The 20,764-nt window shown below is 66.2% G+C and carries 20 protein-coding genes and 1 pseudogene; 18 read left to right on the forward strand and 3 right to left on the reverse strand.

Annotated features, from left to right (window positions below):
- The 3 genes and pseudogenes from ACFC4D_RS23170 (at position 1) to ACFC4D_RS23180 (ending at position 1,685) form a co-directional block, all read left to right on the forward strand.
- Positions 1–918 (forward strand): SDR family NAD(P)-dependent oxidoreductase, encoded by a 918-nt coding sequence (locus ACFC4D_RS23170; protein WP_376066455.1) that lies wholly within the window; start codon positions 1–3, stop codon positions 916–918.
- 92 nt (positions 919–1,010) lie between these two features.
- Positions 1,011–1,262: pseudogene (locus ACFC4D_RS23175) on the forward strand (helix-turn-helix domain-containing protein); the annotation flags it as partial.
- A 27-nt stretch (positions 1,263–1,289) separates the two neighbouring features.
- Complete coding sequence (locus tag ACFC4D_RS23180) at positions 1,290–1,685, forward strand: TetR family transcriptional regulator C-terminal domain-containing protein (protein WP_376066534.1); 396 nt, start codon at positions 1,290–1,292, stop codon at positions 1,683–1,685.
- Between the two features lie 86 nt (positions 1,686–1,771).
- On the opposite strand, the gene ACFC4D_RS23185 is transcribed toward ACFC4D_RS23180, so the two are convergent.
- On the reverse strand, positions 1,772–2,158 hold the full coding sequence (locus ACFC4D_RS23185) for a hypothetical protein (protein WP_375960243.1): 387 nt from the start codon (positions 2,156–2,158) through the stop codon (positions 1,772–1,774).
- 122 nt (positions 2,159–2,280) lie between these two features.
- Entirely contained in the window at positions 2,281–3,342 is a 1,062-nt protein-coding gene (locus tag ACFC4D_RS23190; RefSeq protein WP_376066457.1) for an alpha/beta hydrolase, read from the reverse strand.
- Positions 3,343–3,650: 308 nt separating this feature from the next.
- Here ACFC4D_RS23190 and ACFC4D_RS23195 point away from each other — a divergent pair, with 308 nt between their 5' ends.
- The 13 genes from ACFC4D_RS23195 to ACFC4D_RS23255 all read left to right on the forward strand — a co-directional run bounded on the left by ACFC4D_RS23195 (position 3,651) and on the right by ACFC4D_RS23255 (position 14,880).
- Positions 3,651–4,016 carry an SDR family oxidoreductase gene (locus ACFC4D_RS23195; RefSeq protein ID WP_376066459.1) on the forward strand — a complete coding sequence of 122 codons (366 nt, stop codon included), beginning with the start codon at positions 3,651–3,653 and terminating at the stop codon, positions 4,014–4,016.
- A complete protein-coding gene (locus tag ACFC4D_RS23200; protein WP_376066462.1) occupies positions 4,013–4,315 on the forward strand; it encodes an SDR family oxidoreductase in 303 nt (100 codons plus the stop codon). The genes ACFC4D_RS23195 and ACFC4D_RS23200 overlap by 4 nt, the downstream gene beginning before the upstream one ends.
- Before the next feature lie 177 nt (positions 4,316–4,492).
- On the forward strand, positions 4,493–4,882 hold the full coding sequence (locus ACFC4D_RS23205; protein ID WP_376066465.1) for a cupin domain-containing protein: 390 nt from the start codon (positions 4,493–4,495) through the stop codon (positions 4,880–4,882).
- Between the two features lie 66 nt (positions 4,883–4,948).
- Positions 4,949–5,890, forward strand: a complete 942-nt coding sequence (locus ACFC4D_RS23210; protein WP_376066467.1) for a helix-turn-helix domain-containing protein — start codon at positions 4,949–4,951, stop codon at positions 5,888–5,890.
- 212 nt (positions 5,891–6,102) lie between these two features.
- Positions 6,103–8,874, forward strand: a complete 2,772-nt coding sequence (locus ACFC4D_RS23215) for an AAA family ATPase (protein ID WP_376066470.1) — start codon at positions 6,103–6,105, stop codon at positions 8,872–8,874.
- Positions 8,875–8,964: 90 nt separating this feature from the next.
- Positions 8,965–9,753, forward strand: coding sequence for an alpha/beta hydrolase (locus ACFC4D_RS23220; protein ID WP_376066472.1), 789 nt, complete (start codon positions 8,965–8,967; stop codon positions 9,751–9,753).
- A gap of 8 nt (positions 9,754–9,761) precedes the next feature.
- Positions 9,762–10,553, forward strand: a complete 792-nt coding sequence (locus ACFC4D_RS23225; protein ID WP_376066474.1) for an SDR family NAD(P)-dependent oxidoreductase — start codon at positions 9,762–9,764, stop codon at positions 10,551–10,553.
- 60 nt (positions 10,554–10,613) lie between these two features.
- Positions 10,614–11,339 (forward strand): alpha/beta fold hydrolase, encoded by a 726-nt coding sequence (locus tag ACFC4D_RS23230; protein WP_376066476.1) that lies wholly within the window; start codon positions 10,614–10,616, stop codon positions 11,337–11,339.
- Between the two features lie 8 nt (positions 11,340–11,347).
- Positions 11,348–12,130 carry an alpha/beta fold hydrolase gene (locus ACFC4D_RS23235; protein WP_376066477.1) on the forward strand — a complete coding sequence of 261 codons (783 nt, stop codon included), beginning with the start codon at positions 11,348–11,350 and terminating at the stop codon, positions 12,128–12,130.
- Positions 12,131–12,307: 177 nt separating this feature from the next.
- A complete protein-coding gene (locus tag ACFC4D_RS23240; RefSeq protein ID WP_376066478.1) occupies positions 12,308–13,132 on the forward strand; it encodes an alpha/beta fold hydrolase in 825 nt (274 codons plus the stop codon).
- A 124-nt stretch (positions 13,133–13,256) separates the two neighbouring features.
- The gene (locus ACFC4D_RS23245; RefSeq protein WP_376066535.1) at positions 13,257–13,697 is read left to right on the forward strand and encodes a PPOX class F420-dependent oxidoreductase; all 441 of its coding nucleotides are present in this window, start codon (positions 13,257–13,259) and stop codon (positions 13,695–13,697) included.
- Between the two features lie 191 nt (positions 13,698–13,888).
- The gene (locus tag ACFC4D_RS23250; protein WP_376066480.1) at positions 13,889–14,458 is read left to right on the forward strand and encodes a TetR/AcrR family transcriptional regulator; all 570 of its coding nucleotides are present in this window, start codon (positions 13,889–13,891) and stop codon (positions 14,456–14,458) included.
- A complete protein-coding gene (locus tag ACFC4D_RS23255; protein ID WP_376066482.1) occupies positions 14,455–14,880 on the forward strand; it encodes a DUF6640 family protein in 426 nt (141 codons plus the stop codon). The genes ACFC4D_RS23250 and ACFC4D_RS23255 overlap by 4 nt, the downstream gene beginning before the upstream one ends.
- 58 nt (positions 14,881–14,938) lie before the next feature.
- On the opposite strand, the gene ACFC4D_RS23260 is transcribed toward ACFC4D_RS23255, so the two are convergent.
- Positions 14,939–16,237: a TerD family protein gene (locus tag ACFC4D_RS23260; protein WP_376066484.1), complete on the reverse strand. Its 1,299-nt coding sequence runs from the start codon at positions 16,235–16,237 to the stop codon at positions 14,939–14,941.
- A 532-nt stretch (positions 16,238–16,769) separates the two neighbouring features.
- On the opposite strand from ACFC4D_RS23260, the gene ACFC4D_RS23265 reads away from it, so the two are divergent.
- The gene (locus ACFC4D_RS23265; protein WP_376066487.1) at positions 16,770–18,206 is read left to right on the forward strand and encodes a xanthine dehydrogenase small subunit; all 1,437 of its coding nucleotides are present in this window, start codon (positions 16,770–16,772) and stop codon (positions 18,204–18,206) included.
- Positions 18,203–20,707 carry a xanthine dehydrogenase molybdopterin binding subunit gene (gene xdhB, locus ACFC4D_RS23270; protein WP_376066490.1) on the forward strand — a complete coding sequence of 835 codons (2,505 nt, stop codon included), beginning with the start codon at positions 18,203–18,205 and terminating at the stop codon, positions 20,705–20,707. The genes ACFC4D_RS23265 and xdhB overlap by 4 nt, the downstream gene beginning before the upstream one ends.
- Positions 20,708–20,764: the final 57 nt, after the last annotated feature.

Raw genomic sequence — 20,764 nt, forward strand, 5'->3', positions numbered from 1 at the left:
ATGTTCGTAGAACCCACTCTCACCAGCAGCCTGCTCGATGGGCAGGTCGCCATCGTCACCGGTGGATCGCGCGGCATCGGCGGTGCCACCGCGATACAGCTTGCCGCCAACGGGGCCAAGGTCGTCATCGCCGATGTGGACAAAGCCAAGGCCGATGCCACGGTCGCCGCGATCAACGAGCGGTACGGATCCGACAGCGCCTCCACGTTCGTCGCGGATCTGGTGTCCCCGGGGGCCTGCGACGACCTGGTCGACCACACCCTGCACTACTACGGCGACCTCGACATCGTGGTAAACAACGCGGGCTACGCCTGGGACAGCCGCGTGCACGCCATGACCGACGAGCAGTTCCAAGCGATGCTCGACATCCATCTGGTCGTCCCGTTCCGACTGGCACGAGCCTGCGCGCCGGTGTTCCGCGCGGCCGCGCAAGCCGACAATGCCAACGGCGTTGTGCGGCAACGAAAGACGGTGATGGTCTCCTCCATGGCCGGTCTGATCGGCTTGGACGGTGCGGCCAACTACGCCGCCGCCAAGGCCGGAATGCTCGGCCTGGTACGCACTCTCGCGCAGGAGTGGGGCGCGATGCGGGTGAATGTGAATGCCGTGGCGTTCGGTGTCATCCAAACCCGTTTCGGGCTACCGCAATCCGAGCGCGAGGTGATCCACACCGGCGGGCGCACCATCCAGGTCGGCATGCCCGCAAAACAGGCGCAGCGGATGGGCATCACCGTCGACCCGGACTCTCCGCCCACCGACGCGGAGATCTACGCCGCCAAACCCATGCCGTTCGTGTCGCTGGGCCGCACCGGAACGATCTCCGAAGCCGCCGATGCCATTTTCTGGCTCTGCTCACCGCTGTCGAACTATGTGACCGGACAGGTCGTACCCGTGAACGGCGGCACCCGCCTGGCGTGATCGAGACCTGCGGGCTCGCACGGGGTATTGCGAAGCGTGAGCCCGCAGGTCATCTATTCTTGCCGAACGTTCAACAAGAGAAGGGGTGCCGCATGCCGGGTCGCTCACAACGTTCGCCAGAGGAGATCTCCGGCGAATCCATCGCCACACCGGCCCGCCGCACCCAGCAGGAACGCACCGCCCAAGCCGGGCAGGCCCTACTCGACGCCGCCGAAACCCTCTTTTCCCAACGCGGAGTCGACCAAACCTCCCTGGCCGATGTCGGCCAACTCGCGGGTTATAGCCGCGGCCTGGCCAACCACCACTTCGGTACCAAAGCCGCTCTCGTCGACGCCCTCGCCGAACGCATCCAATCGCGATTCGTCGCCGACATCGACTTCACCACCGTCGAGCAATCCGATGCCGACATGGTCGAAATCCTCGCCGACCTGGTCCAGGACTACCTCGAAGCAATTGTCCGATATGCCGACACCAGCCGAGCCTTCTTCGTCATGTGGGGAGCAGCTATCCCCTCCGAAGCCGCCCTGGGCCCCATCTTCGCCGCCGACGACGCCCGCTTCCGCCTCGGCGCCGAAACCCTGCTGCGCGCGGGCCGAACCAATGGCACCGTCGCCCCGGACATCGACCCCGCCGCCGCGGCCGTCGCGGTCATCGGCATGGTCCGCGGCATCGCGGCCCAATACCTCATCGCCCCTGACGCATTCGATTTGCCCGCGGCGGCGCACGCCTGCCGAACCTTCGTGAAGCGAACGCTCACAGCGCCATAGGGCGGCATCGTCGAAGATTGGCCGGGGCGGTGTGAATCCTCCCGCCTACGACATCATCGGCCACCGCAGAGTGGACCGGCCACACCTCAGGCTGTCATCGGGCGCGGCAGCAGCAGCGCGCCCGCTCGCACCAGCATCACGTGCAGGACAGAGTGTTCAGGCAGGACCAGGTACCGGGGCCGAATATGCCGCCAGCGTGAGCGTGCGGGTTGTTCACTCGTGAGGGCGAGGTGCCCGTTGGTGGTCAGCACGGTGACGCAGTCGGGACCGCAGCCCTGTCGACGGCCACGGCAGCCCTCCAGACCCCATCCGATCACCGAGACCGACTGCGCCCCATCGGGTGTGCTCGGCCGGGAATGCTCGGCGGGCCGGATTCCGGCGCGGGCGAGCTGGTCGACGAATTCGGCGATCCGGAGGCTGGACCGGTCCAGCTCCGGACGCGGGTGTCGCTGCGTTGCGAATCGGTCTGGCATGGTGCCTCTTTCGACGAGCCACCACAGATGTGGCTACCCTAAGAGATTTTCCATCAATGGCGCCGGTGAAACCCCCTATTCCCGAGATCCGGCGGAGATGTGGTTGCACGCGTCGGTTTCGATCACCCGACCGCAGTCAGAGCCTTGTCGAAGACCGGCCAGGAGCGGTGCAGGTCTTCCTGCCAGTAGCCCCAGGAGTGGGTGCCGGTGGTGCGCATATCGAAGGTGGCGGGAATTCCTAGCTGGGAGAACCGGTCTCGCAGTTCCCTTGTGCACATGTTCATGATCGCCTCGAGTGGTGCGCCGAAGAGGAGTTGCCAGGTCAGGTGCAACACGTCGCCGTGGGTGCCCTCGGGGGTGTCCAGATCCCCGGGGACGCCGCTGCCGCTGGAGACGTAGATCGCGGTGCCGCGCAGGCGGTCTGCGTGCAGGTAGGCGTCGTTGGCCGCCCACCTCGTATCGTCGGGCGGGCCCCACATATTGAGGGCGTTGCCGCGCTGGCGGGCAACCACCGCGGTGACGAAGGCTTGGCCCATGGGATCGCTGGTGCGCACGCAGCCGCTGTAGGAGCCGATGGCCCGGAATCGGCCGGGTGCGGCCAGGGCGAGTTGGAAGACCGAGGTTCCGGCCATCGAAATGCCTGCAATCGCGTTGGCGCCGTTGCCATTCAGTGCCAGGTCGATGATCGGGGGTAGTTCGGCGGTGAGGAAGGTTGTCCAGCGGGGGCGGCCGAGCATCGGGTCATCGAATGCCCAGTCGGTGAAGTAGCTTCCGCCACCGCCGATCGGGATCACGACGTTGACCTGTTTGCCGTGGAAGAACTCGGCCACATCGGTCTCGTCGTACCAACTGCCTTCGGTACCGCCGTTGGCACCGTTGAGCAGGTACAGGGTCGGCGCGGCAGCGTTCGGGTCGGCCGCGCGTAGTACGCGACTGCGGATGACGGTGTTCATGGCGGCGGAGTACACGAACATATCGCTCACGCGGTCGTGCACCGGCTCGATGCGGTCCAGTCGCGAACCATCGGGCGCGCGCACCGGTTCCGAGGGCTCGGCATGACCGATCGCCGCGCTGAGCACACACAGCAGCAACGCCAAGCCCGCCGCGAGCGTTCGGTATCTGATTGTGCGCCAGCGGGATTCGATCGAATACCCCGTATCGATGAGTACGCCGGACGCGACCATGACTGACCTCGATTCCTACCGCCGAGCACCCTGCGCCCGCGCCGCACCAAGACGCCGGGCAATATCAGGATTCCGAGTGAACGACATGCGATAGCCCTCTGACCAGCACGGCCGCGAAAGTCTGTGATCATTCCCAAGTCCGCGCACTGCTGACCGGATGGTCTCCCAATGGGTCGTGGCGGGCATTATCCCGCGACTTCCGTCAGGGGCGGCGATTCGAAATCGCCTGTGTCGAAATCATTGACCGGGCAAATAATGCGTGCTGAAGTCGTCCGGCGACCCCGGCAGCCGACGTCCGAAAGGCATCCATGACCGAGCCCTCCCCCACCGGTGACCGCCGCGTCGCGATCGTCACCGGTGCTGCGTCCGGCATCGGCCGCGCCACCGCTCAGTTGTTCGCCGAACGCGGGAAACATGTTGTCGCCGTCGATATTTCGCCACAGGGATTGACCGACTTGGGCGAGAACATCGTGACCATTTCCGGCGACGTCTCAGGCGAGGAGGTGAACCGAACGGCGATCGCGACAGCGCTCGACAGGTTCGGCCGCATCGATACCGTCGTGCTCAATGCCGGAACCGGCGGCTCCCCGTCGCCGCGCAGACCGGCGACCGATGTGGTGAAGACCGCAGATACCCGGGGAACTGGGCCTACAACGCGTCCAATGCGGCTTTGATCAATCTGGTCCGGGCGTTCGCGATCCACTATGCGGCACAGGGGATTCGGGTCAACGCCCTCGCTCCCGGACTCACCCGCACCGGTATCACCGCCAACGTGCATGAGGATCCGGCCCTGCTGGCCGCGATAGAACGCCGGATCCCGCTCGGGCGATTCGCCGAACCACGCGAGCAGGCCGAGGCGATCTGGTTCCTGGCCTCCCCCGCCGCCGGCTACATCACCGGCACCACCCTCGTGGTCGACGGCGGGCTCGACGCCAACCTCGGCATCCTGCCGCTACCCGGCCAGTCGTTCTGACCGGCGTGGGCATACGAAAGCGTCGAATAGACTTCGACACCAACCGATCAGAGGGGCATGGACGTGACAGTGGATGCACCGCAGCCGAATTCACCCGATGAAGGTAACTGGCGGGACAACGGGGTACGTGTGGTCAAATCGAATCAACTCGATACGAACACACCGCAGACTCCGGGCATGAACCGAGCGGCGGCGATCGATGCCGCTCGCGTCGGCGCGCAGAAGCTCTGGGCGGGTACGGTCACCATCCACCCCGATGCCAAGACCGGCGCGCATCACCATGGCGAATTGGAAAGCGTCATCTATATCGTGCGCGGGCGCGCCCGGATGCGCTGGGGTGAGCACCTCGAATTCGTCGCCGAAGCCGAGCCCGGCGATTTCATTTTCGTTCCGCCCTTTGTCCCGCATCAGGAAATCAATGCCAGCTCCGATGAACCGCTGGAATGCGTGCTGGTGCGCAGCGATAGCGAAGCGGTCGTGGTCAATCTCGATATCGACGCGGCGGAGCAGCCGAGCACCGTGCTCTGGGTGGATCCCATCCATCAATCCCCGATAAGTGGAGGTTGAGCCCGAATCCTGGCTAGGCTGTCTCACGGACTCGCATCTCTACTGCGGGTCCGCGGGAGGTACGGCGTGGTCGTTGTGTTGGATACCGGTCTACTTCCGGCGAGTGAGCGGATCGAGGCGGCGCAGGACCTTTTGTCCGACACCGAGATTCCGTCGATCAATCGGCTCGGGTCGGTGGCCGGTCAGTTGTGGCACCGGTTCACCGTGTGGGATCTGGGCGAGGGCGTGCACGCCACACAGGTCGTCGGTACCGGTCTGAGTGTGCTGCGCGGCGATAAACAGCTGCGCGTTGCCGCACCCGAACGTGTCGGGCTCGGGGTGCAATTGACCGGGTCCGGCACTTTTTCGCACTGCGGCGCGGATCAGGTCATCGAGGTCGGCGAACTCTCGCTCACCGACGGCACCAGCGTCTCGGACTATTCGTCGAGCGGTATCGGCGGCTCCAAGGTGCTGATCTTCGACTACGACCAGCTCGCGCTGCCCATCGAAACCGTCCGCAGCGCGGCTCCCCGACTCAAATCGAGTCCGCTGTACGGATTGGTCTCTGCCCATATCGCCGCACTCGGCGAAGAGGGTGATATCGAACCCGGGCCCGCCCGAATCATGCTCAAATCGGCGACCACCCAATTGGTTCGGGCGCTGATCACCACCGCGGCCGCCGACCCGCGCCAACATGCGGACCTGCATGACACGCTGTATTTGCGGATAGCCGCCTATGTGGAACAGCATCTCGGTGACCCCGGTCTGAACGCCGAGCAGATCGCGCGGGCACACAATATCTCGGTCCGGCATTTGTACAATGTCTGGTCTGCACGGGGAATCCCGTTGAGCCAGTGGATTATCAGCGCTCGGCTCGAGGGCGCGCGGGCCGATCTCGCTCGGCAGGGTCGTACCGTACCGATCGCGGTGGTAGGGCGCAGATGGGGCTTCGCCAATCCGGCGCATTTCGCTCGCCGCTTCCGCGACGCTTACGGCATGTCACCACGGGAGTGGCAGCAGAGCCAATGACCGGCAGGCCCCTTGACGGACTTGCCTGATTCGGCACGGCAGTGTGCTGTGCGTGCACGATTGGCGCGCCGATGATTCACCTCGGCATCGCGCCGCCCTAGCGTGACATCCGGACGACACGACGTGTTGGAAGCACGAGGACAGTCCGGCACACGCGGAAGCATCGCCGAACCGGACTCGGGTGGATCGACTCTCGAGCTTAGGCGGCGCTGATGACCGATATCGTGGAACACGCGCCCGCGCCGACCCGCGCGCCGCTGGTCGGAAGAGCGGCGGAATGCCTTGTGCTGGAAGCCTTCACGAACAAGGTGCGGGCGGGGCTGAGCGAAGCGCTGGTACTGGCCGGAGCGCCCGGAATCGGCAAGACCCGTTTGCTCGACCATATCGCCGATACCGCCCACGACCTGCTGGTGTTGCGAACCTCGGGCATCGAGTCCGAATCGCCCCTGGGATTCGCGGCGCTGCACCGCCTGGTGCGACCGTTCCTCGATCGCCGCGAACGCCTGCCCGAGCCGCAAAAAGCCGCGCTGGGTGCGGCTTTCGGACTCGTCGCGGGCCCCGCGCCCGACCGCTTCCTGGTGGGTCTGGCGACGCTGAGCCTGTTCGCGGAACTGGCGGGCGAGCGTCCCCTGGTCTGCCTGATCGATGACGCGCAGTGGCTCGATCGTGAATCCCGTGAGGCATTGACCTTCGTCGCACGCCGACTGCACGCCGAAGGTGTCGGAATGCTGTTCGCGGTGCGCGAATTGGCTTCGGACAGCGCGCTTTTCGAAGGTCTGCCGGGGCACATTCTGGCCGGACTCCCCGGCCCGGCCGCCCGGGAATTGCTGGCCCGCACCGCACCGCGCTTCCTCAATGACGACGTCGCCCGCACGCTGACCGAACAAACCGATGGCAACCCGCTCGCCCTGATGACCCTGGTGTCTTCGCTGACCACCGAACAATTGGGCGGCACAGCGGCATTGCCCGAACCGCTGCCCATCGGCCCGCGCCTGGCCGCCTGTTTCCTCGAGCGTATCGAGGCGCTCGGCAAACGCACCCGGGATCTGCTGCTGCTCGCCTCGATCAGCCCGATCCGCGACGAGGCGCTGCTGTGGCGTGCGGCGGCGCTGCTCGGATTGTCCGAGGACGACGCCGATCCCGCCGTCGAGGCCGGAGTGCTGGTGCGCGGCAACGGTTTCGCGTTCTCCCATCCACTGATTCGTTCCGCCGTGCACACGGCCGCGCATCCGGGTGGTTTGCGGCGCGCGCATCAGGCGATCTCCGCGGCCTGCGATCCGGACCACGACCCCGACCTGCGCGCCTGGCATCTGGCCGCGGCCACGGCGGGTGCCGATGAGGCGGTCGCGCGTGATCTGGAGAATTCCGCGCAGCGCGCCCGAGCCCGCGGCGGCTATGCGGCCGAGGCGGTGTTACTGGCGCGCGCGGCCGAGTTGACGCCCGCGGTATCGCGGCGCGATGAGCGGAGATTGGTTGCGGCCCAGGTGTATCTGATGTGTGGTGATCCGCAATCGGCTCAGCGGCTGCTGCGCGAATCGCACCCGGACAGCCGGGTGCCCGCGATACGAGGACGGGCGCGCTGGCTCGAAGCGGCGATCGAGACCTACTTCTGCCGTTTCGAAGATCAGCCCGCGCTACTGCTCGCCGCCGCGGCGGAGTTGGATCCCGGCGACGGTGATCTGGCCTGGCTCATGCTGTCCCAGGCGTTGAGCGCGGCGATGTTGTCCAGGGAAGACACCGTAGGCACCAGTTTGGCGGAGGTCGCACGCGCGACGCTGGATGCGTTCGAAGGGCGAGCCGCGTCATCGGCGCACGACCTGTGCATCGTCGCGCTGGCCACCCGGATCAGCGAGGGGTATGCCGCCGCCGTCCCCCGGTGGCGTACCGCGCTGGCGGCCCTGCGCGACGGGGAGCTCGGCGAACAAGGCATGCCGTTAGCGGTTTTCGCCCATTTCGCGAGCGATGAGCTGTGGGACGACAACGCCAGGCTGACCCTGTTCGCCCGGCTGCGGAACTTCGACCGGGACAACGGCGCACTCGTCGGATTGCGAGTCGTTCTGGAATGCCAGGCGACCGACTCGCTGCGATCGGGTCGGCGCGAGGAGGCCGCGAGCTATCTGACCGAGTCCCATGAGTTGCTCACGGTGATCGGGCTGCCGGAGGAGAACTACGTGCAGCGGCTGGAGCTGCTGGTGTGGAGTGGCGCGGAAGCGCAGGCCCGCGCGCTGGCGTCGAGTGTCGAGGGAGCAGACTTCCCTTCGCGGGCCATGCAGGCGGCGGTGGCCGCGCGCGGCATGATCGTGCTCGAGTTGAGTCTGGGGAACTATCGCGCGGCGCTGGAGCGGGCGCGGTGTCTCTATGACGATGATGTGCCCGGTCACAGCAATCTGGTGCTCGCGGATATGGTCGAGGCGGGGGTTCGCGCGCAGGAGACCGCGCTCGCGGCGCTTGCCCTGGCCAGACTCGATACGCAGGCGCGGGCCAGCGGAACCCCCTGGGCGCTGGGGTCTTTGGCACGGGCGCAGGCATTGCTCGCGAACGATGACACCGCGGCGGCGCTGTATCGGGAAGCGATCGATCGGCTCGGGCAGACCACAGTCGTCGTCGATCTGGCCCGCACCCATCTGCTGTACGGCGAGTGGCTGCGCCGGCGCAAACAGCGACTCGAAGCCCGGGTCCAGCTGCGGCTCGCCTACGACATGTTCTGCGCGGCACGCGCACCGCTCTTCGCCGAACGTGCACGTGCCGAACTCGCCGCCACCGGTGAACGCGTGCACCGAAGAACGCTGGCACCCGACCCACAGCTCACCCCGCAGGAAACCCAGATCGCCGCATTGGCGGCCGAAGGCGCGACCAATACCGAGATCGCAGCGCGGCTCTATATCAGCACCTCCACCGTCGAATACCACCTCACCAAGATCTTCCGGAAGCTCTCGGTGACCTCCCGCAGACAGCTTCGTTCGAAACTGGGGTCGGGGGACTAGAAAAACACTGGGGGGTTTCTCCGATTCGCCGGGTGGTGCGCGCGAGGTCTCATGAACGGGTCAACTCCACCGACCTCGCAGGGAGACATTGTGACCCCGGTTCTTTTCATCCACGGACTCTGGCTGCACTCGACATCGTGGCAACCCTGGCTCGGCCTGTTCGGCGAACAGGGGTACCAGGTCTCCGCGCCGGGCTGGCCCGGTGAACTCGACACCGTTGAGGCAGCACGGGCCACACCCGAGGGCGTGGCGGGCCATGGCATCGATGACGTAGTCGAGCACTATGCCGCGATCATCGCCGAACTTCCCGAACTGCCGATCCTGATCGGGCATTCCTTCGGCGGTATGGTCGCCCAGAAACTGCTCGGGCAGGACCGTGCCCGCGCCGCAATCGCCATCGACGCCGCACAGATCAAAGGCGTACTGCCGCTGCCGCTTTCGGCGCTGCGCTCGACCACACCGGTGTTCAAGAACCCCGCCAACCGGAACCGGGCGGTATCGCTCACCTCCGAAGAGTTCCGGTACGCGTTCGGAAACGCCATTCCGGCCGAGGAATCCGACGAACTGTACGAGCGGTGGACGGTGCCCGCCCCGGGCAAACCGCTCTTCGAAGCGGCAGCAGCAAACTTCAACCCGCATTCCGCGGCGAAGGTCGACACCGCCAACGAAGCGCGCGGCCCACTCCTGCTGATCACTGGCGGCAAGGACCACACCGTGCCCGAGGCCGTCACCAGGGCGACCCTGAAGCAGTACCGCCATTCCGACGCGGTCACCGACTTCCTGGAGTTCCCGGACCGCGGCCATTCGCTGGTCGTCGATCACGGATGGCGCGAAGTCGCCGACGCCTGCCTGTCCTGGTTGAAGAGCCAGGAGCTCTGAGCACCGCGATGTTCGACCTGAACCTCGCGGGCAAAGTCGCCGTCGTGACCGGAGCAGGCCGGGGCATCGGCCTGAGCGTAGTGAAAGCACTTGCCGCCGAAGGTGTTTCAGTAGTCGCAGGATCACGCACCGGGAGCCCGGACCTGACCGAACTGGCCACCCGCGAGGGCGTGCGAACACCGTTGATCGATCTCAGCACCGCCGACGGACCCCAGCGATTGATCGATGAGGCGGTGAGCGCATTCGGCGGAATAGACATCGTGGTCAACAATGTCGGCGCTGTCATCCCCCGCGTACAGGGTTTCCTCGCGGTGACCGACGAGGACTGGCTGTGGTCCCTGACCACGAACCTGCTCGTCGCGGTCCGCACGGCCCGCGCCGCACTGCCATACCTGATCCAGCGCGATAGCACCTCCATCGTGACGATCAGTTCGGTCAACGCGACCCTGCCCGACCCCGGCGTCATCGACTACTCCGCCGCCAAAGCCGCCCTGTCGAACTTCAGCAAATCGTTGTCGAAAGAGTTTGGACCCCAAGGTGTTCGCGCGAACACCATCTCACCCGGACCGGTCACCACGGCGCTGTGGCTCGGCGATCAGGGCGTCGCCGCCGTAGTCAGCGCCGCAGCCTCCGCCGATCCCGACGAGGTGGTCCGCCAAGCCGCAGCCAAGAGCGTCACAGGCCGCTTCACCCATCCCCAGGAGGTCGCCGACCTGGTGCTGCTGCTGGCCAGCGACCGAACCGCCAATGTCACCGGCGCCGATTTCCGGATCGACGGCGGACTAATCGAAACACTCTGAACTCGTTGGGCCGCATGGCTGCTGAACACCAGCACCACCATTCGTAGAACAGGAACACCCATGGCAACACCTACAGTTCTGTTGGTACACGGGGCATTCGCCGATGGATCCGCGTGGGCGCAGGTGATCGAGCGCCTGCACGAGGCGGGGATCAGCGCGCAGGCGCTGGCCAATCCGCTGCGCGGACTCACCGTCGACGGTGAATACGTCGCGAGCGCCGCCGCCCAGACCGCGGGCCCGGTCCTGCTCGTCGGTCATTCCTACGGCGGTGCCGTAATCACCTATGCGGGAGCCAAATCGGCCAATGCCGCCGGGCTCGTCTATGTCGCGGCCTTCGGTATCGACACGGGTGAGAGTGCGCTGGGAGCGGTGTCGAACTATCCCGATCCGGGATTGGGTGTCTCGATCGAACCGAGAACCTATCCGGGCAGCACGGAGCCGGAGTTCTACATCAAGCGGGAGCTTTTCCATTCGGCCTTCGCCGCGGATCTTCCCGAGAGTGTCACCGCCATTGGAGCGATCAGTCAGCGGCCGGTATCGGGCACCGCGCTGGGCGAACCGCTCAGCGTGCGACCCGCCTGGAAGGCGCTGCCGAGCTGGTTCGCGGTCGCCACCGAGGATCACGCGATCCATCCCGACGCCCAGCGCATGTTCGCCGAACGCATGGGCGCCAAGACCATCGAGGTCAACGGCTCGCACTCGATCGCGGCCAGCCAGCCCGACACGGTGGCGGGCTTGATCATCGAGGCGGTACACGCGGTCGCCGATTCCCATTCGAACAACTAGGAGCGACCATGTCCATTCGCAATTTCGCGCGGCTGCCGTTCGCCGCCGCCGTAGTGGCCGGGGCGCTCACCGCATCCACCGCGGGCGCGCACGCCGACGCCGTGCGCCCGACCATCGTGCTCGTGCACGGGGCCTTCGCGGACGCGACCAGCTGGGACGGCGTCGCCGCCGCGCTGCGGGCGGACGGCTATCGAGTCATGTTGCCGGACAATCCATTACGCGGTCCGGCCAATGACGCCGCCGCGATCGAACAGGTGCTCGCGGGGATCGACGGGCCGATCGTGCTGGCCGGGCATTCCTACGGCGGCGCGGTCATCACAAATGTCCACGACACCGATGTGAAGGCCATGGTCTATATCGCGGCGTTCGCGCCACAGCAGGGCGAACCGATTGCGATCGCCATGGATCCGTTCCGGTTCCCCGGCAGTCAATTGCAGCCGCCCGCACTGGCATTGACACCCATGGGGTCGGGGATCGAAGGATCGGTCGCGCCCGATTCCTTCAATACCGTTTTCGCGCAGGATGTTTCGTCGGCCACCGCCGCGAATATGATCACCCATCAGCATTCCATCGCCGCGACCGCGCTGTTGGAGCCCAGCGGTCCGGCTTCCTGGGCCACGACTCCGACCTGGTATCTGGTCTCGGCTTCGGATCGGGTGATCCCACCTGCCGCGGAGCGCTTCTTCGCCCAGCGCATGGGCGCGCACACCGCCGAGGTCGACGCCTCACACGCGTCACTGGTCTCCCAGCCGGGCGTGGTCGCCGCCTTCATCGAGCAGGCCGCCCGGTAGACACCACGCCGGGCCATGGCGGAAAGTGCGGTTTTCGTGGCGCGTAAAGTGGGGCGCACGCTCCTCGAAACGCGAAGACTCATTCAACGCGCCGATAAATAGATCAGAAGCTCTGTGCTGCAACAGGTTCCAGCCGTACTTGCGACGCATCGAGTATCCGACCAGAAGGAGTTTCACATGCCTGTCATTACTACGCCGGATGGCGTCGATATCTTCTACAAGGACTGGGGCACCGGTCAGCCCATCGTCTTCAGCCACGGCTGGCCACTGTCCTCGGACGACTGGGACGCCCAGCTCATGTTCTTCCTGTCCCACGGGTTCCGGGTGGTCGCCCATGACCGGCGCGGACACGGTCGCTCGGCGCAGGTCGCCGACGGCCACGATATGGACCACTACGCCGACGACCTGGCCGCGGTCGTCAACCACCTCGACCTGACCAACGCCGTCCACATCGGCCACTCCACTGGCGGCGGCGAAGTCGTCCGCTACCTCTCGCGCCACGGACAGGACCGCGCGGCCAAGGCCGTGCTGATCAGTGCGGTGCCGCCGATCATGGTCAAGACCGCTGACAACCCGGGCGGGCTGGACAAGTCGGTGTTCGACGGCATCCAGGAGCAGGTCGCCACCAACCGGGCGGACTTCTTCCGTACCTTCGCCGAGGGACCGTTCTACGGCTACAACCGTCCCGGCGCGCAGCCGTCGGAGGGCATCATCGCCAACTGGTGGCGCCAGGGCATGGCGGGCGGGGCCAAGGCGCACTACGACGGTGTCGTCGCGTTCTCCCAGACCGACTTCACCGAAGAACTCACCAAGATCACCATTCCCACCCTGGTGCTGCACGGTGAGGACGATCAGGTGGTCCCGATCCAGGACGCCGCCATCCGCTCGGCCGAACTGCTGCCCAACAGCACGCTGAAGACCTACCCGGGCTTCCCGCACGGAATGCCGACCACCGAGGCCGCGACCATCAACGCCGACCTGCTCGCATTCATTCAATCCTGAGCAGCCCGGGCATCATCCGATGCCCTCGACCGCCCAGCCGCCCAGCAGTAGGGGGCGGGTGGGCGTTGGTCTGCTCGGCACCTTTGCGGCCGAGTTCGGTCGCGAGACGGAATACTCGGATGGCATGACCTTCACCGATGCTGAAATCGACTATCTCCGATCGCAACCGTTGGCTCGCCTGGCGACCCGCGCCACCGACGGGCAACCCGATGTCGTCCCGGTGGCTCTCGAGTTCGACGGCACCCACTTCTGGGTCGGTGGCGCATCGACCTTCCTCCGCACACGCAAAGCGCGCAATATCGCCGACGGCAACGCCGAGGTAGCACTCGTGATCGATGACCTGGTCTCACTCGATCCGTTCATCGCGCGCGGCCTGCGCATCTACGGACTCGCCGAACCGCCCGTAGAACGCACGGGGATGGTCGGACCCGGCTATTACGTGCGAATCACTCCCACCCAGTCCTGGAGCTGGAATCTGGACGGTGCCCCGGCGGGTGACCAGTGGTACGAAACCCGCCACACTCGCCATGGCGGTGACGTAGATGGAGATCCTCGAATCAGCTGACGCCCTCTACCTGTTCGCCGAGTTCCAGTGCGGCGATGAGGAATTGCTTACCGCCGCGCCGCCGACCAGGGACGACATCGGACCCACGGATCGCCCTTCCCACATCCACCACACTTCGATACAGTTTGTCTCGTAACTTCGAAACAAACTGTCTCACAGGAGGTGTGGTGCGACCACCGGATCCACGTACGGTGCGTAGTCGCGATGCCGCGCTCGCATCGGCCCGGGACCTGTTGATCGAGCAGGGTGCGGCCGGTCTGACTCATGCCGCCGTCGCGGCACGCAGCGGGATCAGCCGCGCCACGCTGTACCGGCTGTGGCCGGAGCCGACCGATCTGGTGCGCGCCACCATCACCCTGCACATCACCCTCGCCCAGTCTCAGCCGACCGGTGACCTGCGCGCCGACCTGCTGACCGCGCTGGCCACAGCCCGGGAGATGCTGCACGAACCGGCCAGCGAGCAGGCGATGCGCGTGATGATCGAAAGAGCCGGTGCCGACCCGAAATTCGCGGAGGTCAAGGAGGCGCTGTACCGCTCGGGCACCCACATGGTGCGCACGATCCTGGCCGATGCCATCGCCCGCGCCGAACTGCCACACGACCTCGATATCGACCTCGCCGTCGATCAACTGCACGGTCCGCTCTTCTTCCGCAGGCTCGTCGCCAACCGAACCTTCGACCTCGACTACGTACACACGGTCGTCGAGGACTTCCTGCGCTGCCACCACGCGAAAACACCGCACTCACAAGGAATCCCGTGACAACCCTCGCCGTCGCCCGCGTCCTCGCCATCCTCGTCGCAGTCGTCACCACCTTCGGCGCGCTGCTCGCCGACTTCGTCATCCCCGCCACCGCCGCCCAGCACATGCGCAACGACAGGTGGCCGCCGCACGCGAAATTCCACGACGCCCAATACATCGTCATGTCGATCCTGCTCGGTGTCATCGCACTGGCTCTGCTCGTAACACCTTGGGACAGACAACAATTCGCGGTGTTCACTGCCTGCGCGATCCTGGCCACGCCATGGCTGGGCCTACTCGGCGCGCTGTTGTTCCCCGGCACCGCCATCCACGACCCCGAATTCCATAACAGGCCCGTCGCCGGGCTGCACCCCCAGGTGTTCTTGTCCGCGATCCTGCTGGTGCTGCTGCTCGTCGCCGTGGTATTCACCGCGACCTACTGACGCACCCTCACCCCGATGTCGGAGAAAACGGTTCGGCCCGCTTCTCATTTCGGAATGGTCAGGAATTGCTCACGAACCGCCCGAGCTGGGGCACCGCTTCGCCGGGGTGTTTGGCTTGGAAGCCCTCGCCGATGGCCTGCAACTTCCAGTCGCCGCCGACCCGGAAGACCTTGGCCATCGCCAACGCGGTGAATGGCATTCCGCCAGTGAGGCTGTACCGAGCCAGCTCCGCATTGGTCGTGCCGTCCACAAGTCGGCAGTAGGCATTGCTGACCTGCTCGAACGTCTGGCCCTGATAGGAGGTCACCACGAACAGCAAGGTGGTGATACCGGCCGGGACACGGGTGAGGTCGACCAGGATCACCTCGTCATCGCCCTCGCCCGCGCCGGTCAGATTATCGCCCTGGTGCCGGATGGATCCGTCCTTGGAGACGAGTTCACCGTAGTAGGCGACGTCGGTCAGATGGGCACCGGCGAACATCGCCACCCAAGCGTCCAAATCGATCTCGACGGTCCGGCCGCCGAACAATCCGCCCTTCTTCACCGGATCCCATCCCAGCCCCATGCGAATCGCTGTCAGCTCGACACCACCCTCTTTGCGCAGTGTGACTCGCTGCCCCTTGCTGAGGCTGACCGGACGACCCTTGGCCAAACTCACCTCATTCGCCGAATCCGGTGCGGCGGGCGGGCGGTAATCGGGCTGCGGTGTGTACGCAGGAGGTGGTGGGTACGCCGCGGCAGGCGGATACTGCGGCGGTGGGGTCGGCGGATAAGCCGGAGGCGATGGTGGCCGGGTTCCCGTCGCGGCGGGCGGGGGCGCAGGCGAGACGCGCGCGGACGCGGCATGTGTCGCATCGTCCACGGTGACGCCGTGGTCGGTGACCAGCGCGGCGAATCCGCCCGCGTAGCCTTGTCCGACCGCCCGCACCTTCCAGGCGTTCGCGCGCCGATACAACTCCAGCGCGATGACGATCGATTCGGTGCTCAAATCCCCGATGCGATAGTCGTACAACGGGTTTCCCGTGGCCTCGGCCACCACGGCGATGGGCGCCGGCATACCTCCGAAGGTGGCGCCCGGCTGATCGAGGGTGATCACCGCCCGTATCTGGGCGATATCGGGCGGCACCTGCGCCAGCGAAATCGTCAGTGCCGCAGGCTGTCCGGGCGCCGACGGCCGCAATCGAACACCGGGTCCGATGGGCTGGTTGAAGAAGACGAAGTCCGCGTCCGAGCGCACACGCCCCTGCTCGGTCACCAATAGTGCCGACAGATCCGCCGGAGCGGCCACCTGTACGGAAATCACCAGATTGTCGACGGTCAACGGCCCGTTCTGACCCTTGACGAGGGATGTGGACACGGTCGCCCCTTCGCTCGTTGTGCTGCTACTGCCACTGTAGGAGAAACACTCTCGGCCGACCGCGCTGTGCACCCACGGGACGAGTTTCGGCACACAGTGTGCCGCACTGTGACGTTCCGTCGGCTTCACGCCCGGTCAGGCGAGTACCGCCACGACCCTCCAGCTTGGGATGCGGCGTTCGTGCGATGATCCAGCCGGAGTGTTCCCCGCGGACCCGAAGTCTGTAGTTCCCCGATAGATCATGTGATGACAGGGTGTTTCGCGTTGACCGGCACGCCGGGCCGACGTACTTTCACTGCATACCGGCACCGGAAGCCCGAGAGGAGGCCCAGGATGGTCGCTTGTTCCGATCTTCGTCGCCTTGCTCATCGGGCCGCCTGGGTGCCTGGTCGCGTCGCGCACGGGATCTGATAACCGCTTTCGTCCTGTCCTGATTCGCGCTCGCCTCGCGATCGCGCACTCGAAATAGAAAGCGGCCTAGAATGGCGACTCCAGATATGCACACGTCCGGGTACGGCAGGGGCGGCGTGAGATGGTAGCCGCACACATCACTATCAACGGTGTCGGCGCATCGCTTTCGGTTGCGACACCGCACACCAGCCTGCTGGATTTCCTGCGTGATCGCGGGCTCACCGGAGCCAAAGAAGGCTGCGCGGAAGGGGAATGCGGTGCGTGCTCGGTGTTGGTGGCCCGGCCCGGCGTTACCGAGCTCACCGAATGGGTCGCGGTCAATGCCTGCCTGATTCCTGCGGCGGCTCTGGATGGTCAGGAGGTCGTCACCGCGGAGGGGCTCGGATCGGTGTCCGCGCCGCATCCGGTACAGCGCGAGATGGCGGTGCGCGGTGGATCCCAATGTGGTTATTGCACTCCGGGATTCGTCTGCAGTATGGCCGCGGAGTATTACCGGCCCGACCGGACGCCCGAGTCCTGCGACGGGCACGGTGAGCACGGGCCGAACGGATTCGACCTGCACGCGCTGAGTGGAAACCTGTGCCGCTGTACCGGTTACCGGCCCATTCGCGACGCCGCGTACGCCGTCGGCACACCCGCCGTCGACGACCCGCTCGCGCATCGCCGCACCGAACCGTCGCCGGAACCTGTTCCGACCGTGCTGCACGAGCACGGAAACACCTTCGTGCGACCGGCGAATCTGACCGAGGCCCTGCGGCTGTTGCGCGAACATCCGGAGGCCGTGGTCGTAGCGGGATGCACCGACTGGGGTGTGGAGGTCAATATCCGTGCGCGCCGCGCGGAATACGTGCTCGCGGTCGACCGACTACCCGAATTACGTGGTCTGCGTATCGAATCCGATCACATCGATATCGGAGCCGCGCTCACGCTCACCGAAATCGAACGCCGCCTGGCGGGGCGGGTGCCGCTGCTCGCGAAGCTGTTCCCGCAGTTCGCCTCCCGGCTCATTCGCAACAGCGCCACCCTCGGCGGCAATTTGGGCACCGCGTCGCCGATCGGCGATGCCCCGCCGGTGCTGCTGGCCTTGGACGCGACCCTGGTTCTGGTCGATTCGGACGCCGAACGTGAAGTGGCACTGGCCGATTACTTCACCGGCTACCGGCAGACACTCCGGCGACCGGACGAATTGATCCGCGGTATCCGCATCCCGCTGCCGCTGTCACCGCTGACTGCTTTCCATAAGATCGCCAAACGGCGCTTCGACGATATCTCCAGTGTCGCGGTCGCTTTCGCCCTCGATATCGACGACGGCGTAGTCCGCAGCGCACGCATCGGCCTCGGCGGAGTGGCCGCGACACCGCTGCGTGCGCTGAAAACCGAAGCGGCGCTTACCGATCAGCCGTGGACCGAGGAGACCGTCGCCGCCGCGGCACGGGTGCTGTGTACCGAGGGCACCCCGCAGGACGATCACCGCGCCAGCGCGAACTACCGCACCGCGATGCTCGGTCAGAGCCTGCGCAAACTGTTCGCCGAATCCACCGAGGCGGTGCCGTCATGAGCACGCTGTCACAGCGACCCGAGAATCCGAGCGTCGGCACGGCCATACCGCACGAGGCCGCCGCACTGCATGTCACCGGAACAGCGCTCTACACAGACGATCTGGTGTATCGGACCAAGGATGTGCTGCACGCGTATCCGGTACAGGTCATGCGGGCACACGCGCGCATCCGCGCACTGCGCACCGAACCCGCGCTCACCGTCCCGGGCGTGATCCGGGTCCTCACCGCCGCCGATGTCCCCGGCGTCAACGACGCGGGCGTCAAGCACGACGAGCCGCTGTTCCCCACCGATGAGATCTGCTTCTACGGGCACGCGGTGTGCTGGGTACTCGGTGACACGCTGGAGGCCGCCCGGCGCGGCGCGGCGGCCGTCGAGGTCGATCTCGATCCGCTGCCCGCGCTCATCACCATCGCTGAGGCTGTGGCGGCCGACAGCTTCCAAGGCGCCCAGCCGGTGGTGCGGACCGGAGACACCGACGCCGGATTCGCCGCGTCGGCGCATGTGTTCAGCGGCGAGTTCCAGTTCGCCGATCAGGAGCACTTCTACCTGGAAACCCATGCGGCACTTGCCCATATCGACGAGGGCGGGCAGGTGTTCGTGCAGAGCAGCACCCAGCATCCGTCCGAGACCCAGGAGATCGTGGCGCATGTGCTCGGACTGCGCAGTTCCGAGGTGACCGTGCAATGTCTGCGCATGGGTGGCGGTTTCGGCGGTAAGGAGATGCAACCGCACGGCTTCGCGGCCGTCGCCGCATTGGGCGCACGACTCACCGGACGGCCGGTTCGAGTGCGGCTCAACCGAACTCAGGATATGACCATGTCCGGTAAGCGGCATGGCTTCCACGCCGCGTGGCGCGTCGGCTTCGACGCCGACGGACATCTGCTCGCGCTCGATGCCACGCTGACCGCCGACGGCGGCTGGAGCCTGGACCTGTCCGAACCGGTGCTGGCCCGCGCGCTCTGCCATATCGACAACATCTACTGGATTCCCAACGCGCGCATCGGCGGTCGCATCGCCAAGACGAACAAGACCTCCAATACCGCCTTCCGCGGTTTCGGCGGTCCGCAGGGCATGATCGTCATGGAGGACATTCTCGGACGCTGCGCTCCCCTGCTGGGTCTGGACCCATTGGAGTTGCGTCAGCGCAACTTCTATCGAGCCGGACAGCACACCCCGTACGGCCAGCCGGTGCGCCATCCCGAACGCATTGCCGCGACCTGGGATCAGGTGATCGAGAACGGCGATGTTCGCGAGCGGCAGCGCGAGATCGCGGCATTCAACGCCGCGCACCCCCATACCAAGCGAGGACTCGCGCTCACCGGTGTGAAGTTCGGTATCTCCTTCAACCTGACCGCGTTCAATCAGGCCGGTGCGCTGGTGCTGATCTACAAGGACGGCTCGGTACTGATCAATCACGGCGGCACCGAGATGGGCCAGGGCCTGCACACCAAAATGTTGCAGGTGGCCGCAACCACGCTCGGCATTCCGCTGCACAAGGTTCGGCTCGCGCCCACTCGAACGGACAAGGTGCCCAACACATCCGCGACGGCCGCCAGCTCCGGCGCGGATCTCAATGGCGCGGCGGTGAAGGACGCGTGCGAGCAGCTGCGCGGGCGGCTGGTGGAGGTCGCCGCGTCGCGATTCGGAGTCGAGCCCGCCCAGGTGCGGATCGTCGACGGGGTGGCTCGGCCATTCGCGGCGGGCGAGGCAGCCAACGCGGGCGAAGCAGGTAAGAGAGTTGAGGCCGGTGAGGCAGCCGACGCAGGCGAGACCGGCATCGACTGGGACGACCTGGTGAACAGTGCCTACTGGCGACGAGTTCAGTTGTCCGCGACCGGTTTCTACCGCACCGAGGGCCTGCACTGGGATTCGGCGACCATGCACGGTTCGCCGTTCAAATACTTCGCCTACGGTGCGGCGGCCACCGAGGTGGAGGTCGACGGCTACACCGGCGCGTACCGCATCCGCCGCGTCGATATCGTGCACGATGTCGGCGACAGCCTCTCCCCGCTCATCGATATCGGCCAGGTCGAGGGTGGATTCGTACAGGGCGCGGGCTGGCTCACCCTCGAGGATCCGCGCTGGGACACCACGGCCGGACCCGGACAGGGACGGCTGCTGACGCAGGCGGCCAGCACCTACAAGCTGCCCAGCTTCTCCGAGATGCCCGAGACCTTCAACGTGACGCTGCTGGCGAACGCCACCGAGGAGGGCGCGGTCTTCGGCGGAAAGGCCGTCGGCGAACCGCCTTTCATGCTCGCGTTCTCGGTGCGCGAGGCGCTGCGCCAGGCCGCGGCGGCATTCGGCCCCGCGGGTGTGAGCGTCGAACTCGCCGCCCCGGCCACCCCCGAGGCGGTGTACTGGGCAGTCGAAGCGGCCCGCAACGGGACCGCCGCCAACGGCAAAGACGAACCCAACAGCAACGGCAACGGCAAACCAACCGCCAAGGCCGAAGGCGACGGCGAACTCACCGCCGACGCGAGCCGGGCCGGTGTCTGAGATGACGTGGGTGACGGCGGTCGCGCACCTGCCCGACCCCCCCGAACCCCGTGTGGT

This window comes from Nocardia sp. NPDC056000 (genome assembly GCF_042269265.1).
Lineage (GTDB): Bacteria > Actinomycetota > Actinomycetes > Mycobacteriales > Mycobacteriaceae > Nocardia.

Excerpts from the sequence above, each read along its gene's own strand:
- ACFC4D_RS23215 (WP_376066470.1), top strand. The coding sequence starts at position 6,103 with ATGACCGATATCGTGGAACACGCGCCCGCGCCGACCCGCGCGCCGCTG.
- ACFC4D_RS23240 (WP_376066478.1), top strand. The coding sequence starts at position 12,308 with ATGCCTGTCATTACTACGCCGGATGGCGTCGATATCTTCTACAAGGAC.
- ACFC4D_RS23230 (WP_376066476.1), top strand. The coding sequence starts at position 10,614 with ATGGCAACACCTACAGTTCTGTTGGTACACGGGGCATTCGCCGATGGA.
- ACFC4D_RS23265 (WP_376066487.1), top strand. The coding sequence starts at position 16,770 with ATGGTAGCCGCACACATCACTATCAACGGTGTCGGCGCATCGCTTTCG.
- ACFC4D_RS23195 (WP_376066459.1), top strand. The coding sequence starts at position 3,651 with ATGACCGAGCCCTCCCCCACCGGTGACCGCCGCGTCGCGATCGTCACC.
- ACFC4D_RS23170 (WP_376066455.1), top strand. The coding sequence starts at position 1 with ATGTTCGTAGAACCCACTCTCACCAGCAGCCTGCTCGATGGGCAGGTC.
- ACFC4D_RS23205 (WP_376066465.1), top strand. The coding sequence starts at position 4,493 with ATGAACCGAGCGGCGGCGATCGATGCCGCTCGCGTCGGCGCGCAGAAG.
- ACFC4D_RS23190 (WP_376066457.1), bottom strand. The coding sequence starts at position 3,342 with ATGGTCGCGTCCGGCGTACTCATCGATACGGGGTATTCGATCGAATCC.
- ACFC4D_RS23245 (WP_376066535.1), top strand. The coding sequence starts at position 13,257 with ATGACCTTCACCGATGCTGAAATCGACTATCTCCGATCGCAACCGTTG.
- ACFC4D_RS23185 (WP_375960243.1), bottom strand. The coding sequence starts at position 2,158 with ATGCCAGACCGATTCGCAACGCAGCGACACCCGCGTCCGGAGCTGGAC.
- xdhB (WP_376066490.1), top strand. The coding sequence starts at position 18,203 with ATGAGCACGCTGTCACAGCGACCCGAGAATCCGAGCGTCGGCACGGCC.
- ACFC4D_RS23225 (WP_376066474.1), top strand. The coding sequence starts at position 9,762 with ATGTTCGACCTGAACCTCGCGGGCAAAGTCGCCGTCGTGACCGGAGCA.
- ACFC4D_RS23235 (WP_376066477.1), top strand. The coding sequence starts at position 11,348 with ATGTCCATTCGCAATTTCGCGCGGCTGCCGTTCGCCGCCGCCGTAGTG.